Here is a 15,270-nt window from a genome sequence, read left to right as displayed (position 1 = left end):
AACCCGTAAGTAAGACGCTAGCAAACACACCGCTCGCGCTCGCCGCCGCGACGGGCGTGCCGGCGCGGACGTGCGCGCGGATCGTCGCGAGGAGGGGGCTGCCGAGGCTCGCCGACGTCGACCGCGTCACGGGCGAGGTCCGCCGCCGCGGGCCCGTCGCGCCCGTGCGCCACGGGCGCGAGAGGCCCGGCGAGCTCCTCCACGTGGACGTGAAGAAGGTCGCCCGCATCCCCGCCCGGGGGCGGCTGGCGCGCCCTCGGGCGGGGCAACGACCCCTCGAGGGGGCGCTCGGGGGCCGGGTCGTCGTGCCCGCGCGTCGCGGTCGACGACTTCTCCCGCGTCGCCTACGCGGGGCTCCTCCCGGACGAGCGCAGGGGCACCTGCTCCGCGTTCATGGCACGCTGCCTGGCGTTCTTCGCCGGCCTGGGCGTCCGCGCCGAGCGCGTGATGACCGACAACGGCCCCGGCTGATGACCGACAACGGCCCCGGCTACCGCTCGGGCGAGTTCAACGCCCTGCTGGAGTCCGAGGGGATTCGCCGCGTCTACACCAGGCCCTACAGCCCCTGGCAGAACGGCAAGGTCGAGCGCATGAACAGGACGCTCGCCCAGGAGTGGCAGTACGGGCGCGCGTGGGACGGCGAGGCCGGGAGGGCTTCCGCCCTCCCGGCCTACCTCGAGCACTACAATTGGAGCCGTCCGCACAGCGCGTGCGGGGGCCTGCCGCCCATGTCGCGCATCGTCGGCGTCAACAACCTGTTGGCACACAACAGCTAGCAGCGCTTCACGAATGTTCCAGCAACGCGCCGCCGCACGCAGCCGCCGCCGTGAGCGCACGCGACCTAGAGGTCCTCGTCGGGCGCCTGGCCGTCGTGCGCGCGCCAAGCGCACGCCGTGATCGCCAGGTCGGTGAACACCGCGCGGAAGGATGAATCCTCAGGGCTGCAGGCGTATACGCCGAGCCGCACCTCGTCCCGCGCGTCCCACAGGTGGCAGATGCGCATCTGGCGGAAGGCGGTCCCGTCCTCGGAGCATTCGATGCGGAAATCGTCCTCGCGTCGGCTCAGGCGGTACCACATCGACTTCACCGTGGCGGGTATCTCCGTGGTCGCCCAGTCGGAGTATCCGTGGTTGGTGACCACGCTGCCCAGGTGCGCGAAATCCTCGTTCTCGTACTCCACAGAGGCCTTGAGCCAGTTCTCGCTATCGAGGTACACGACCACGCCGCACTGGTCGAAGCGGTGCGCGCTGCCTGAGAAGTCGCAGCGCACCACGAAGGAGAAGAACCGCTCCGCCGTCGCCATCTGGAGCACCGGCGCGCTGTCGTTGCGGAAGCGGTAGTAGGTTCGCTGCTAGAGGTCCGTATGCGGCTCGGTGACGATCTCGATGCGGTCCGGCTCGATGCTGCATTCCCGGGGCTTGCGGGTCCATGCAAGGCGCGCTGTGTCGAAAGCCATTTCGTTCCTCCTCGTCGCGGACATGCTTGACGTAAGTATCGCGCAAACGGGGTGCCGGGCGAGGGCTGCCGATTGGGGATTGATCGGCGGGGTCGGCTATACTTTTGCCCATCGGATGGGTTTTGCGTCCGGCCCCCCTGCGGGATGTTGCCTTGGAGCTGCCCATGGACGCGAGGGGGACGCATGATCTTCTACTTTTCCGGCACGGGGAATTCCCGTTGGATCGCCTGCGAGCTTGCGCGGCGCTTGGGCGACCGCGCCCTCGACATCATCGATTCCGCGGCCGCGCGCGCCGCGGCGGATCTTTCCGGCGAGCAGCGCGTGGGCTTCGTGTTTCCCATCTATGCCTGGGGCGTCCCCGGGCCTATGGAGGCGTTTGCCGAGCGAGCGGCGATTCCGGGGGAGGCCTTCACGTTCGGCGTGTGCACCTATGGCGCCGAGGCGGGGCGCGCGATGCGCAAGATTGCCCGGAAGGTCCCCCTCGACAGCTCCTATGGGATCGCCATGCCCAACAACTACGTGATCGGCTCCGAGCTCGAGCCGCCCGAGACCGTGCGCGCCAAGATCGCGGCGGCGCAGCGCGAGGTGGCGCGCATCGCCGAGGAGGTCGCGCGCCGCGTGTGCGCGGGGCGGCTGTGCGAGGGTACGGCCTCTCTTCTGAAATCGTCCGCCGCCAACTGGGGCTTCAACCGCTTCGCGCGCGCCACGAAGCCCTTTGCGGCGACGGATGCCTGCGTGGGGTGCGGCCGCTGCGCCGCGGGCTGCCCCTCCCGCGCGATCGAGCTTGCGGACGGTGTGCCCCGCTGGGTCAAGGATTCCTGCTACCAGTGCCTGCGCTGCATCAACGAGTGCCCCGTGCGCGCCATCGAGTACGGAGAGGCCACGCGGGGCCGCGCCCGCTATTCGATAGAGCGGTACCTGGGCGCCGCCGCGGACCCCGGGACGGATGCCCGCGGCCGGGGTGGGTCTCCCGCCGGCTAGAGCAGCGACCCGCGCCGCCGCACGTACGCTCCCTTCATGATGGTCACGAGCACCACGTAGCCCGTCACGCACGCCATGATGAGGGGGTAGACCTCCACGGGCGGCGCCACGAGGCCGAGCGCGTCGGCAAGCGCCCCGGCATAGGGGAGCGCGCAGGCAGCGAGCGTCCCGGCAAGCGTCACCGCCAGCAGGGCGGGCGCCGGGCGGCTCTGCACGAAGGGCACCTGCTCGGTCCTCAGCACGTGGAGCACGAGCGTCTGCGTCCAGAGCGACTCCAAAAACCAGCCCGTGTGGAAGACGGCGACGAACAGCGCCATGCCCGCGGCGCCCCCCGCCTGCGCGAGCTCGCCCCAGGGTGCGCCCGTGACGATGGGGCCCACCAGGAAGAACAGAGCGGCAAACGTCGCGATGTCAAAGATCGAGCTCACCGGTCCCATCCACAGCATGAAGCTCACGATGGAGCGGGCGTCCCAGGTGCGCGGGCGCGCCAGGAACGACTCGTCCACGCGGTCCCAGGGGATCGCGGCGCACGAGAGCGTGTAGACGAGCCCCAGCAGGAGCAGCTGAAGCGCCGTCATGGGAAGAAACGGTAGGAAGGCGCTCGCCACCAGCACGGAAAGCATGTTGCCGAAGTTCGAGCTCGCCGTGGCCTTCACGTACTTGATGGTGTTGCCGTAGGTGCGGCGCCCCTCGCGCACGGCGCGCCCGAGCACCGCCAGGTCCTTGCGCGTGAGGATGACCGCGGCGGTCTCCTTGGCCACGTCCACCGCGGTGTCCACCGAGATCCCGGCGTCGGCGGCCCGCAGCGCGGCGGCGTCGTTGATGCCGTCGCCCATGAAGCCGACCACGTGCCCGCGCCCGCGCAGGGCGTCCACGACGCGCGCCTTCTGGAGCGGGGAGAGCCGCGCGAAGAGCTGCACGCCCTCCGCGCGCTCGGCGAGCTCGGCGTCGTCCATCGCCTCCACCTCGCTGCCCGTGAGCATGCCGTCCACGCGGATGCCCACCTTGCGGCACACGGCCGCGGCGACGCCCTCGGCGTCGCCGGTGAGCACGCGCACCGAGACTCCGGCGGCGGTGAGCTGCCCGACCGCCTCCGCCGCGCTCGCCTTGGGCGGGTCGAGGAACGCGAGGTAGCCGATGAGCACGAGGTCGTGCTCGTCTGCGGCCGAGAACGCGCCCACCGGCCGCGGGTCGGTGCGCTGGGCCACGGCGATCACGCGCAAGCCCTCGTCGTTCATCCGCGCGGCATCCGCCAGCACCCGCGCCCGGCGCCTCCCGTCGAGCGGGAGCGCCCGGCCGTCGAGCTCCACGTACGCGCACGCGGCGAGCACCTCCTCCACGGCGCCCTTGGTGACCATCTGGGTCTTGCCGGCGGCGTCCTCGACCACCACGCTCATGCGGCGGCGCTCGAAGTCAAAGGGGACCTCGTCCACCTTGTGCCAGCGCTCGATCGCGCCGGCGAGCTCGGGGGAGCCGGCGCGCGCGAGCGCAAGGCCGCGCTCCTCGATCGCCTCGTCGATGAGGTTGCGCAACCCCGTCTGGAAATGGCTCACCAGGAAGGCGTGGCGCAGCACGCGGTCGTCCTCGGCGCCGTCGGCGTTCAGGTGGCGCTCCAGCACCACGCGGTCCTCGGTGAGGGTCCCGGTCTTGTCGCAGCACAGCACGTCCATGGCGCCCAGGTTCTGGATGGCGGAGAGGTCCTTCACGATGACCTCGCGCCGCGCCATCTCGCGCGCGCCGCGCGCCAGGCAGGTGGTCACGATGACGGGCAGCATCTGCGGGGTGATGCCCACCGCAACCGATGCGGTGAAGAGCAGCGCGTCGAGCCAGTCGCCCTTGGTGATGCCGTTGATGACGAACACGATGGGGCACATGACGAGCATGAAGCCCACGAGCACGCGCGAGACCGATGCCACGCCTGCGTCAAAGCTCGTGCGGGCGGGGCGCTCGCGCACGGTGCGCATGACGCGGCCCACGTAGGTGGCGTCCCCGGTTGCCACCACCACGGCGCGGGCCGAACCCGATACCACGGTGGTCCCGGTGAAAACGATGCTCGTGCAGTCCCCCACGGTGAGCGCGCCCGCGTCCGCATCGCAGGGGAGCGCGTCCTTCTCGACGGGCTCGCTCTCCCCGGTGAGGGCGGTCTGGTTCACGAAGAGGTCCTTCGCCTCGATCACGCGGGCGTCGGCGGGGATGAGGTCGCCGGCGGCGAGCAGCACGATGTCACCGGGCACGAGCTCGGCGAAGGGGACCTCGCGGGCGGGCTCGCCGGCGCGCTTGAGCCGACAGGTGGTGGTGACAAGGGTGCGAAGCGACTCGGCGGCGGCGATGCCGCGGTCCTCCTGCACGAATCCCAGGATGCCCGAGATGAGCACCATGACGGCGATGATGATGCAGGTGGAGGGGTCCTTATCGTCGGGGGCGGCAACGATCACGTTCGTGTAGAGCGAGATCGCCGCGAGCGCCGCCAGGATGAGCGAGAAGGGGCTGGCCATGCTCTTTGCCAGGCGCAGGGCCGCCGGCGCGCGGCGAGCCCGGGTGGGGACGTTTCCCCCCACCTCGGCGCGAAGCTCATCGGCGCGCTTCGCGTCGAGCCCGTCGCGGTCGGTGCCGAGCGCCTCGAGGAGCTCGGCTGTTTGAGTGGTCGCCGCGAGCCCGATGGACTCTCCGAGCTCGCCGTGGCGGTCGTACGCGCCGTGACGGCGCGCGATCTTGCTCCCGCACATGGCGGGGGCCTTGCTGAAGTTGGCGATGATGGTTGCGATGCGCATCCGTGCACCTCCCAATACCTCGTGATGGCTGGTCGAGATGTGGATGCCCGTGGGCGGGCAGCGCGAAGTCGCCGGCAAGCTGCCGGGTGGCTGCGAGATCTGTTGTTCAGGCGCTTATTGGCTAGGCGATCCTAGCGACGGGTTCGTGCGACCCGGCACCGCGGGCATTGCTACTTCGGTCGCTCATGGTCGCACCTCCTCTGGGGTCTGCGCGCAGCGCGCGCTCCTTGCGATGTGCCGGAGTATGACGCAGGCGGGCGCGGTTGGAAACCCTTTCACAGGGTGCACAGAATTGTCAACGCATGTGAAAAAACGTCAGACGTAATCTCACGCCTGGGCGGGTCGGCGCGGCCCGCGTGAAAAATCGTCAGACATAATTTCACCTGTTCATGGGATAGCGCATGGTAGCAGCCGTGTTTTCATGGGATAATGGCGCGGATGGGGAGATGAGACCGCGCGCGAGACGAGGAGACTCTCATGATGAGGCGAATGTTGCTGAGCCTGGCCTGCACCCTAGTCCTGTGCCTTGGTCTGCCTACGACGGCGCTGGCGGCAAGAAACGTTCCATATATCGATGGAGATGGGAATTCCACAACGATTTCCGAGGCTACGGAAATCACGAGCGGCCACACCAAGTTGACCCGCGGTTGGTATGTGGTGAATGGCGATGTCACCATCTCCGAGCGCATCACCGTTTCCGGAGACGGTTCCGCCTACTCCCTCACGAACCTGATCTTGGCGGACGGGTGCACCCTTACCGCGAGCAAGGGTATTGAGATAGACTCAGGCGCCAACCTTGTCATTTACGCCCAAACAGAAGATGGCGGGACGATGGGTACGCTTCGTGCGACCGCTTCGACTGGCATGGGTGCCATCAGGACGAGGTCAAGCAGCTCTTCCTCTATAACGATCAACGGAGGTCGCATCGAGGCCACGTCTTCATATGCCGGCTCCGCAATCGGGGGGGGGTATAACTCTACTGGAGGTCCAGTAACCATCAACGGTGGCATCGTCAACGCCCTTGCGACCGGTGGCGGCGCTGCCATCGGCGGCGGTTCGGATATGGACGGTCGGGGAAAAGGCGGCACGGTGAAGATCACCGGCGGCAGCGTCACCGCGACCAGCACGAAGGGTGCCGCCATCGGCGGTGGCGCGGGCAATTCCGACCACGGCACGCTCACGATCGCCCCGAAAGCCAGTAGGATTATTTCCGCGAGCACGGGTGACAGCGCGGAGACCGCCACGGCGCTTGCCGGCTCTCCCTTCAAGCCGGGCGCATCCGTCCAAGTGCCGAGCGATGAGATGGGCATGGGCTACTTCTCCTGCAGCACCAGAAAGCTTTTGACCGTATCCTATCTCGATGAGGGAGGCGTCGAGCAGACCAAGGCCGATTGCCTCTCGGTTTCCACCGATGACTTGCAGTGGACCAGCGGCTGGTATGCGCTCGATTCCAATGTGAGCATCAGCAGGAGGCGCATCGTCGTCGACGGCGATGTGAGGCTGATTCTGACCGATGGGAACGCGTTGAACGTCAACGGCGGCATCGAGGTGTCGGAGGGCAACAGCCTCACCATCTACGCCCAATCCGCGGATGAAGCCACGATGGGCTCGCTGACCGCCACGACGAGGTACTCGGGTTTCGCCGATTGCGCTGCCATCGGCGGAGGCACTGCGGAGGATACTGCGGATGCGGGGACAATAATGATTTGCGGCGGGGCGGTCACGGCCGACAATGCGGGGGGATACTCGCGAGCGGCGGGTATCGGCGGAGGCTTCTATAATCCCGACGGCCTCAACGACAAGGCTGAAGCCGGAAAGGGCGGAGCGGTCGTCGTCACCGGCGGCGTCGTCACGGCGTTCGGTGGATGGAACGCCGCGGGCATCGGCGGTGGTCAGCAAAACGACGGCGGAAGTCTCACCGTTATCGGCGGCGTCGTCAACGCGACGGGCGGCAAGAGTTTCGGCGCGGCAATCGGCGGCGGCCTGCGGGGCGACGGCGGAACCGTCTTGATTACGGGCGGCGTCGTCACGGCGACCACGGTCTATGGCTCGGACAGCAGCAGCACCGCCGCTGCGATCGGCGGCGGTGCGGACGGCAACGGCGCCGACGTCACCATCGCCGGCGGCACCGTCACTGCGAGCGCGTACGACGGGCTATGCGCCATCGGCGCTGGTGCGAGCGGGTCGACCGCCTCGGGCACCCTGAGAATCTTCCCTGCCCAAGGCGAGGCAATTGCAGCCATCTCGGGTGCGGATGAGGAGAGCGCCACGCCGGTCGACGGCTCCCCGTTTACTGCCGAGCAGCAGATCGTCGACCTGGTTCAGAGCGCGTCGTACTTCCGCTGCGCGAGCGGTGGCATCGATGACGTCACGCGCATCTCTGCGCAGCCCAAGGGCGCGACGGTCGATGAAGGGAGCGCCGCTACCTTTGAGGTTTCCGCTAGCGGGACGGGCACGCTCTCCTATCGGTGGCAGCAGCGCTCGGGCGCTGATGGGGAGTGGACGGATATCGAGGGCGCGAACGGCGCGTCATATACCACGCCCGCGACGACGGCGGACATGGACGGCATGCAATTCCGCTGTGTCGTCACGGGCGGGCTCGGCATAGCCGCGAGCGATCCCGCGACCCTGACCGTTATCGCCAAACCCGTCTTCAAGATTTCCCTCGATTCGGCCGATGTGGATTTCGGCAGGCTCGTCGAGGGCTCGTTCCCGGGGCAGGTCAAACCTGTGACGGTCACGATTTCTAATACGGGCAACCGGCCTCTTGAGATCCAGGTGCCTCAGTCGGAGGCGTTCGAACTTGAGCTCAAGGCGTCGTCGGGCCAGCTAGATCCCGGCGACGCGGTCGAGGTTTCGATCGTGCCCAAGGACGGCCTTGATGTGGGCGCATACAGCGAGAGCGTCGTCATATCCGGCGTCAGCGGGCAAAGCACCGCCACCGCGGCCCTCGAGCTTTCCGTCTCCGTGGTGCACGATCTGGTCAAGGTCGAGGCAAAGCCCGCGACCTGCACCGATGACGGCTGCGATGAGCATTGGGCCTGCGAGGCCTGCGGCAAGGTCTTCGGCGACGCCGACGGCAACGAGGAGATCGAGCCCGGGGACGCCGCCGTTCCCGCCACCGGCCACGACCCCGCCGACGGGTGGGAGCGCGACGCCGACGGGCACTGGCGCTCCTGCCTGAACGGCTGCGGCGAGAGGCTCGAGTACGCCGGGCACGAGCCGGAGGTCGTCGGGGCGAAGGAGCCCACCTGCACCGAGGACGGCTATTCGGGCGATGCCGTCTGCTCCGTGTGCGGCCTCGTGCTCGCGGAGGGCGAGGCCGTTCCCGCCACCGGTCACGACTGGGGAGAAGACGGCCGTTGCAAGCTTTGCGGTGCGATGCGCTCCAGTTCCACCTCAACGGACAACGCCGATGACGATCGAGAATCGCTTGCCAAGACAGGCGATGGCTCCGTGTCCGTCGTGGCGGCGCTTTGCGCTCTCGCGGCGGCGGCCGTCGCTACGGGGACGTTCGCAATGATGCGGTCGCGACGCTCGTAAGCCCCGGGCCCGAGCCAAGACAACACCGTGCCATTCTGTCGGGGGCGGCGGCCTGCGCGGCTGCCGCCCCCGACGCGTGCACCGTCACGCCCAGGTGTGCACGGCGTCGCGCAAAAAGCGCGCAGCTCCTGGGGCAACGGCGTCGTAGTAGCGCTGGAATCGCTCATCGGCCAGGTAGCCGTCGGCGAGCGACCGGTGCGCCTCGGGGGAGTAGAGGCCCTCGGGCCAGTACATCTGAAGCCACGCCGCGTGCATGCGCACGAGCTGCTCGGCCTCAGGGCCATGCTCGTCACCCGTTTCCAGGGCGCGTCGCAGCTGCTCCTTGATGGCGAGCTCCAGCTCGTCGGCGCGCAGGTGCGCGGCCTCGCCCATGCCCACGTAGCGCTTGTTGGCCGCATCGATCACCTCGTCGCCGTGCGCGGCGCGCAGCTCCTCCCCGTAGGCCTTCTCGTTTGCGGCCACCTCGCGCCATCGCTTGAGGTGGGGCAGGAGCGTCGCCATGAGGGACACCGCCTCGTCGCGCGAGATGCCGAGGGCCTCGGCCTCCATCGGCGCCGTGGCCTCGATGAACTCGTCCATGGTGACGCCGGTGGCGGTGAAGTCGCCGTGGTCGTAGCAGTAGCGGCAGAAGTCCTGGCTCGGGGAGCCGTCGGCCTCGGTGCCGTGCAGCTCGGGCTCGGGCATGGGCATGCTGCAGCACTGGCAGTAATAGCTCTGCGGCATGTCAAAGAAGCGCTCCGGTGGCACGCCGAAGGTCACGCAGATGAGCTTGACCATGTCGATCCCGGGTGCGGTCTCGCCCGTCTCCCAGCGCGATACGGCCTGGCGCGTCACGTAGAGCCTGCGCGCCATCTCTTCCTGCGTGACGCCCGCCTCCTGGCGGATCTGGGCGACGGTGTCCTTGAGTGCCATGGTTCCTCCTCGCATACGCCCGGGGCGCCGTCCGCCCCCTGCGCCTTGATTGTGCGACGGCGGGGGAGGAGCGGCAAGAAACGGGTTGTTGCGGACCCGAGCGAGCAGGGGTCATGTGAAATTGCGTCTGACCCAATTTCACATGCATACCCCCGGGGCGACGGTGGGCTGCGGGGCCAATCAAGATGGCGGCCGATGCGGGAGCGGGGATCCCTTAGGGCCCTCTACCTTTCTATCTCCCCGGGCCAGGCGTTGATCCCGCCGAAGTCGACCACGTCGGTGTAGCCGAGCGCGGCGAGCTTGCGCGCCGCCTGGGCGCTGCGGTTGCCGCTGCGGCAGTAGACGAGGATGAGCTGGTCCTTGTCGGGGAGTTCAGAGGGCTCCTCGGAGCCGATGTCCTCGTTGGGAAGGCAGACGGCTCCCGGGATGTGGCCGGAGTCGTATTCGGATTGCGTGCGCACGTCGAGGATGACGCAGTCCTGCTCGGTCTCCATGAGCTGCTGGGCCTCGGCGGCGCTCACCTGCCGGTAGCCCGCCTGCTCGGGCGAGACGCCGCACCCCGCGAGGGACGCGAGGGCGAGCGAGATCGATGCGATGAGGGGGATGCGCGCGAGGTTCATGGGTCCTCCCGAGGAGCGGGGGTGGGCGGGGCGGATGTCTGCTAGGTGGGTACCCGGGAGAGGGGAGGCTCATACCGGGTGTAGACGTATCCGGCGGTATTGTCACGGCAGAGCAGGGCGATATAGGGGGCGATGGCCGAGACCGCTGACCTGCTCTATCAGCGGCCCTGCAGCGGCTACGAGATGGCGCAGGAGTTCCAGGACGCGCTCAACGAGTTTGCGGTGCGCCAAGCACAGCCAGATCTACCCCGAGCTGAAGAGGATGACCGAAGACGGCCTGACGGAGTACCGGGTGGAGGTCGTGGGGACGTCGCTCGAGAAAAAGCTCTACTCCATCACGCCCAAGGAGCGCGAGGAGTTTATGAGGTGGATGAACGCGGACCTGGAGCTCCCCCCCCACGCCCAAGAGCGAGCCCAGGCTGCAGGTGTTCTTCTCGGGCTGCCTGCCTGCGGAGCGGCAGATCGAGATGCTGGCCCACCAGCTGGAGCTCCACCGCGAGCGCCTGGAGCACCTGCGCGGCAACCAGCGGAAGTTTGACGGGGTGCCGCCGCGGGACACGCCCGAGTTCGGCGACTACCTGGTGCTGATGCACGCCGCCATGCGCGAGGAGAACGACTGCCGGTGGCTCGAGCGGTGCGTGGAGCTGTGCGGGGGAGAGGATGCCTAGCGCCAACTAAATCGCTTGCAGTATTTCTATTCGAGCTTGCAGTATTTCTATTCGAGTAAGAATTCGTCAGCTGAGTATTCAGGGGACGAACACGCACTATACGCATACTTTCTATTGGATGCCTATGGGATTCCTTAAGTAGCAGCTGTTTTCCAGCGAGGCGGAAGCGCAGGGCCCAGGCTAGACACGACATATTTCTCGCTTTTGGCATGCATCCGGATTCGACTCTGGATGACAGGCGTTTACTCAGTACCGTTGGTTCATCAGCCTCGCAATATCTCCCATCCTCGAATGGAGAAGTGCCGTACAGCTTTCTTTCAAAGGAATACAAATGTTTAGTTTGCTTAGTTACGCTTCTTCTGATTATTGCGGTTGGCAGTCGATTGTTTCTGGCCCAGATTCGCACGGATTGCATCCGCGCATACTTCAGTCAAGGGGTCGCCTATCGCTTTCTTGTAGTCAAATCCCAGAAGCTGCATAGCTTTTAGCGTATCGACAGATAGGAGGGATTTGAAATTCTCGAAGTTTGAGAAGTCACTATCAGGTGAGAAGGATTTCAGGATGTCTAGCGCACGTCCAACCGTGTTTTGCAGGTGCACAATATCCTCATCTGTTATCTCATACCTGTTCAACTCGGATTTGTATGCTTGGGCAATAGCAATCGCCTGAGCGCGCTCTGCGACTAATTCATTTATTAGTTCCTCGTACGAGTTGCAAAGCTCCTCATAAGTCTTCTTTTGCCTAATAGCCTGAAATCTATTGCTAACTTGAGTGGCTGTTTCTTTTGCGGCAAGAACGGCGAGCTGAGAACCCGCTGTCGCAATTGCCGTAATAACTGTATCATCCATTTACGTCACCTGTTTCTAGATTGACTATTTGTGAAAATACGTCTGGCCTAATTACACATGCTGGGGCGCCCTATGCCCCCATCCCCGCGAACCGTTCGTAGAACGCCTTGAGCTTGTCCAGGATCCGCTGCTTCGTCGCGGCGTAGGCGCCGCCCCCGCCGAAGCGGCTGGGCTTCTTGGTCATGAGGTCCACCACCTCGGTGCCGCTCTCGGGGATGCCACCGCCTCGGAAGGCGCGCTCCACCAGCTCATGGGTTCCCTCGCTGTCGAGCTTCTCATCCTCGATGATGGCCGTGAGCTCCGCCTCGCGCTTCTTGGCGATGTAGGCCCGCCAGTCGGCCTCGACGTCGTCGGAGTGGTCCAGGCTGTCGATGAACTGCTCGATGAGGTCGCGCTTGTTGCACAGCTCGTAGCTCGAGCGGACGGCGCGTTCCACGTCGGCTATGAGGACCTTGTCCTTGCAGTTGCCGTCGTGGTACTTCTGCACCAGCATCAGGATGTAGTCGATATTGATGTCCACCTGCTTGAGCAGTTCGATCTCAAAGACCAGGTCGTCGTTGATGATGGCGGCGTCGCCCTCCTTGGGGCGGTACTTCTGGTAGAGGTCCTTGTAGACGCTGCGGTAGTCCTGCTCGTCGCGTGCGGCAAGGTCATCGTCCTCGGCGAACTCGTCGAAGCTCGTGAGGATGTTGCGCAGGCGCATGATGGTGCCCCACAGGCGGATGAACGCCTTCTCGGCCTCCTCGCCGAGGGGCTCCTCGCCCGGGGAAAGCATCTCACGCAGCTGGGCCAGGCGGTCGCGGTACTCGGCAAGGTACTCGCGGTAGGGCTTGAGTAGCACGATGCCGCGGGCGTCCTTGTCGCCAAAGAGCGAGATCGCCGCGTTGACCTCGTCTTCCAGATCGCGGAAGCACACGATGTTGCCAAAGTCCTTCACGGCGTTCAAGATGCGGTTGGTGCGCGAGAACGCCTGGATAAGGCCGTGCAGGCGCAGGTCCTTGTCCACCCAGAGGGTATTCAGGGTGGTGGCATCGAAGCCCGTGAGGAACATGTTCACCACGATGACCAGATCGATCTCGCGGTTCTTCAGGCGCGCCGAGAGGTCCTTGTAGTAGTTGTTGAACCCGTCGGAGCCCGATCCTGTGGTGGAGAAGTTCGTCTTGTACATCGCGTTGTAATCCGCGATTGCCCCCTCCAGGAAGTCTCGGTCGGGCGTGTCGAGGCTGTCCACGTCGAAGTTCTCCTCGGGCAGGCCGCAGCCAGTTTCGTCCTCGTTCACGCCGAAGCTGTAGATGAGGCCCACCTTAAGGGGCTCGCCGCCGCGTTTGGCCTGCAGGCGCTTGAAGGCGGTGTAGTAGAGCTTCGCCATATCGATCGAGGCGGTGGCGAAGATCGAGTTGAAGCCCATGACGCGCTTGTCCCTGAGCTTGTAGCCGTACTGGCGCTTGGTCTTCTGGTCAAAGTGGTCCAGGATGTAGTTGGTCACCAGGTCCACGCGGCGGGTGTCCTTGTAGGCACCCTCGCGGTAGATGTTGTAGACTTTCTCGTCGGGGAAGTCGTCCTTCTTCTTGATGGTCTGGATGTAGTCGATGCGGAAGGGGAGCACGTTGCCGTCGCGGATGGCGTCCACGATGGTGTAGGTGTGCAGCTTGTCGCCAAAGGCCTGCTCGGTGGTGCGCAGGTGCGGGTTGCCGCTGGAGAGGGCGTTTTCGGCGAAGATGGGCGTGCCGGTGAAGCCGAACAGGTGGTAGTTCTTGAAGTGCTTGGTGATGGCCTGGTGCATCTCGCCAAACTGGCTGCGGTGGCACTCGTCAAAGATGATCACCACGTGCTTGGCGTAGATGTCGTGCTTGGGGTTGGCCTTGATGAAGTGGGAGAGCTTCTGGATGGTGGTTACCAGGATGGGCTTGGTGTCGTCCGCGAGGTTCTTCGTGAGCTCGGCGGTATTCTTTGAACCGTCGACCGCGCCCTTTTCGAACTTCTCGTACTCCTGCATGGTCTGAAAGTCCAGGTCCTGACGGTCCACCACGAACATGACCTTGTCCACGCCCTCCATGCCGCTCGCGAGGCGCGCGGTCTTGAAGCTGGTGAGTGTCTTGCCCGATCCGGTGGTGTGCCACACGTAGCCGCCGGCGCGCGTGGTGCCCAGCATGGACTTGTCGTTCTCGGAGATGAGGATGCGGTTGAGGATGCGTTCGGTTGCCACGATCTGGTAGGGGCGCATGACCTTAAGCACCTGCTCGGTGTCGAACACGCAGTAGCGCGTGAGGATGTTGAGCAGCGTGTGCTTGGCGAAGAACGTCTTGGTGAAGGGGATGAGATCGCGGATGGGCTCGTTGTCCGCTGCTGCCCACCAGCTCGTGAACTCGAAGCTGTTGGAGGTCTTCTTGCCGCCGGGGCGCTTGCCCTGCATCTCCTTGAGGTGGGACCAACGCGTGGTGTTGGAGTAGTACTTGGTATGCGTGCCGTTGCTGATCACGAAGATCTGCACGTACTCGAAGAGCCCCGAGCCTCCCCAGAAACTGTCGCGCTGGTAGCGCTCGATCTGGTTGAACGCCTCCTTGATGGCAACACCGCGGCGCTTGAGCTCCACGTGCACGAGCGGCAGGCCGTTCACCAGGATGGTCGCGTCGTAGCGGTTCTCGTAGCTCCCGCCGTTCTGCGTGTACTGGTTGGTGACCTGCAGGCGGTTGTTGTGGATGTTGCGCTTGTCTATGAGGCGGATGTTGCGGGTGGTGCCGTCGTCGCGCCGGAGGGACTGGATGTAGTCCTCCTGGATGCGACGGGTCTTCTCCACGATGCCCTCGTTGGCGGCGGCGATGCTGGTGCGGAAGAAGCGCTTCCATTCGCCGTCGGTAAAGTGATAACCGTTCAGGAGCTCCAACTGGTGACGCAGATTGGCTTTGAAGGAAGCCTCGTCCGCAAAGGTGACGTATTCGTACGCCTGTCGCTGGAGCTGCTCTATGAAGGCGTGCTCCAGCGCGGCCTCGCTCTGGTAGCCCTCGGAGCGGGGCCCGTCGAGCGGGCTTACGGAGCACACGGTGGCCTGGCCGCCCGTGGCGAGCACATCGAATGAGACATCGCGGGGGAGGTCGTCGAGGACGGACGCCTGCGGGGCCTTGGGAGCCGAGGAGAACTCGACGTCCAGGGTCTGGCGATCCGATGAATCGTATTCGATGTCACTCGAGGGCATGGCTAGTCTCCGGGTTTCTCTTTGAAGGTGAGGAGCTTGTCTCGATAGTACTCGTATTGCTTGCGACGCGCCTCAATCTCGGCGGGGATGCCGGATGAGAGGTCGTTTACGAGGGCGTCGAACTTGTCGAGGATAGAGACGATGCGGCGTTGCTCTTCGAGAGGAGGAAGAGGGATTGTTATTCTTGAAAGGCCTCCTTTTGAAATTCTGGACACCTTTCCACTTGATACATACTTTCGTTTTTGTTCGGCTGAGTAGTAAGCGCTCTTGGTACTGAG

Annotated in this window: 9 protein-coding genes and 2 pseudogenes; 4 read left to right on the top strand and 7 right to left on the bottom strand. The window is 65.3% G+C overall.

Annotated features, from left to right (window positions below):
* The first annotated feature begins 470 nt into the window (after positions 1–470).
* The gene (locus PHA29_RS09255) at positions 471–776 is read left to right on the top strand and encodes an integrase core domain-containing protein (protein WP_270849315.1); all 306 of its coding nucleotides are present in this window, start codon (positions 471–473) and stop codon (positions 774–776) included.
* A gap of 65 nt (positions 777–841) precedes the next feature.
* Here the strand turns inward: PHA29_RS09255 and PHA29_RS09250 are convergent.
* Positions 842–1,339, bottom strand: a pseudogene (locus PHA29_RS09250) (DUF1349 domain-containing protein); the annotation flags it as partial.
* Between the two features lie 300 nt (positions 1,340–1,639).
* Here PHA29_RS09250 and PHA29_RS09245 point away from each other — a divergent pair.
* A complete protein-coding gene (locus PHA29_RS09245; protein ID WP_270849313.1) occupies positions 1,640–2,437 on the top strand; it encodes an EFR1 family ferrodoxin in 798 nt (265 codons plus the stop codon).
* Here PHA29_RS09245 and mgtA read toward each other — a convergent pair.
* Entirely contained in the window at positions 2,434–5,208 is a 2,775-nt protein-coding gene (gene mgtA / locus PHA29_RS09240; protein ID WP_270849312.1) for a magnesium-translocating P-type ATPase, read from the bottom strand. The two genes, PHA29_RS09245 and mgtA, sit on opposite strands and share 4 nt — an antisense overlap.
* Positions 5,209–5,685: 477 nt before the next feature.
* Here mgtA and PHA29_RS09235 point away from each other — a divergent pair, with 477 nt between their 5' ends.
* On the top strand, positions 5,686–8,751 hold the full coding sequence (locus PHA29_RS09235) for a hypothetical protein (protein WP_270849311.1): 3,066 nt from the start codon (positions 5,686–5,688) through the stop codon (positions 8,749–8,751).
* 84 nt (positions 8,752–8,835) lie between these two features.
* Here the strand turns inward: PHA29_RS09235 and PHA29_RS09230 are convergent, their stop codons facing one another.
* Both PHA29_RS09230 and PHA29_RS09225 read right to left on the bottom strand, forming a co-directional pair.
* Positions 8,836–9,663 carry a zinc ribbon domain-containing protein gene (locus PHA29_RS09230; protein ID WP_270849310.1) on the bottom strand — a complete coding sequence of 276 codons (828 nt, stop codon included), beginning with the start codon at positions 9,661–9,663 and terminating at the stop codon, positions 8,836–8,838.
* Positions 9,664–9,887: 224 nt separating this feature from the next.
* A complete protein-coding gene (locus PHA29_RS09225; RefSeq protein ID WP_270849308.1) occupies positions 9,888–10,283 on the bottom strand; it encodes a rhodanese-like domain-containing protein in 396 nt (131 codons plus the stop codon).
* 416 nt (positions 10,284–10,699) lie between these two features.
* Between PHA29_RS09225 and PHA29_RS09220 the strand changes: the two are divergent.
* Positions 10,700–10,951: pseudogene (locus tag PHA29_RS09220) on the top strand (hypothetical protein); the annotation flags it as partial.
* A gap of 344 nt (positions 10,952–11,295) precedes the next feature.
* Here PHA29_RS09220 and PHA29_RS09215 read toward each other — a convergent pair.
* The 3 genes from PHA29_RS09215 to PHA29_RS09205 all read right to left on the bottom strand — a co-directional run.
* Entirely contained in the window at positions 11,296–11,799 is a 504-nt protein-coding gene (locus tag PHA29_RS09215; RefSeq protein ID WP_270849306.1) for a hypothetical protein, read from the bottom strand.
* A gap of 70 nt (positions 11,800–11,869) precedes the next feature.
* Positions 11,870–14,992 (bottom strand): type I restriction endonuclease subunit R, encoded by a 3,123-nt coding sequence (locus PHA29_RS09210; RefSeq protein WP_270849304.1) that lies wholly within the window; start codon positions 14,990–14,992, stop codon positions 11,870–11,872.
* Positions 14,993–14,994: 2 nt separating this feature from the next.
* On the bottom strand, positions 14,995–15,270 hold a 276-nt coding region (locus PHA29_RS09205; protein WP_270849303.1), incomplete at its 5' end, for a restriction endonuclease subunit S.

Source organism: Candidatus Collinsella stercoripullorum, from assembly GCF_027669965.1.
GTDB classification, from domain to species: Bacteria; Actinomycetota; Coriobacteriia; order Coriobacteriales; family Coriobacteriaceae; genus Collinsella; species Collinsella stercoripullorum.
Note: the sequence above shows the minus strand (reverse complement) of the source record. Positions and strands in the feature narration are given on the sequence as shown.

Bases quoted from the DNA above. Each gene is read 5' to 3' on its own strand.
- PHA29_RS09255 (WP_270849315.1), top strand. From the start codon at position 471: ATGACCGACAACGGCCCCGGCTACCGCTCGGGCGAGTTCAACGCCCTG.
- PHA29_RS09245 (WP_270849313.1), top strand. From the start codon at position 1,640: ATGATCTTCTACTTTTCCGGCACGGGGAATTCCCGTTGGATCGCCTGC.
- mgtA (WP_270849312.1), bottom strand. From the start codon at position 5,208: ATGCGCATCGCAACCATCATCGCCAACTTCAGCAAGGCCCCCGCCATG.
- PHA29_RS09235 (WP_270849311.1), top strand. From the start codon at position 5,686: ATGATGAGGCGAATGTTGCTGAGCCTGGCCTGCACCCTAGTCCTGTGC.
- PHA29_RS09230 (WP_270849310.1), bottom strand. From the start codon at position 9,663: ATGGCACTCAAGGACACCGTCGCCCAGATCCGCCAGGAGGCGGGCGTC.
- PHA29_RS09225 (WP_270849308.1), bottom strand. From the start codon at position 10,283: ATGAACCTCGCGCGCATCCCCCTCATCGCATCGATCTCGCTCGCCCTC.
- PHA29_RS09215 (WP_270849306.1), bottom strand. From the start codon at position 11,799: ATGGATGATACAGTTATTACGGCAATTGCGACAGCGGGTTCTCAGCTC.
- PHA29_RS09210 (WP_270849304.1), bottom strand. From the start codon at position 14,992: ATGCCCTCGAGTGACATCGAATACGATTCATCGGATCGCCAGACCCTG.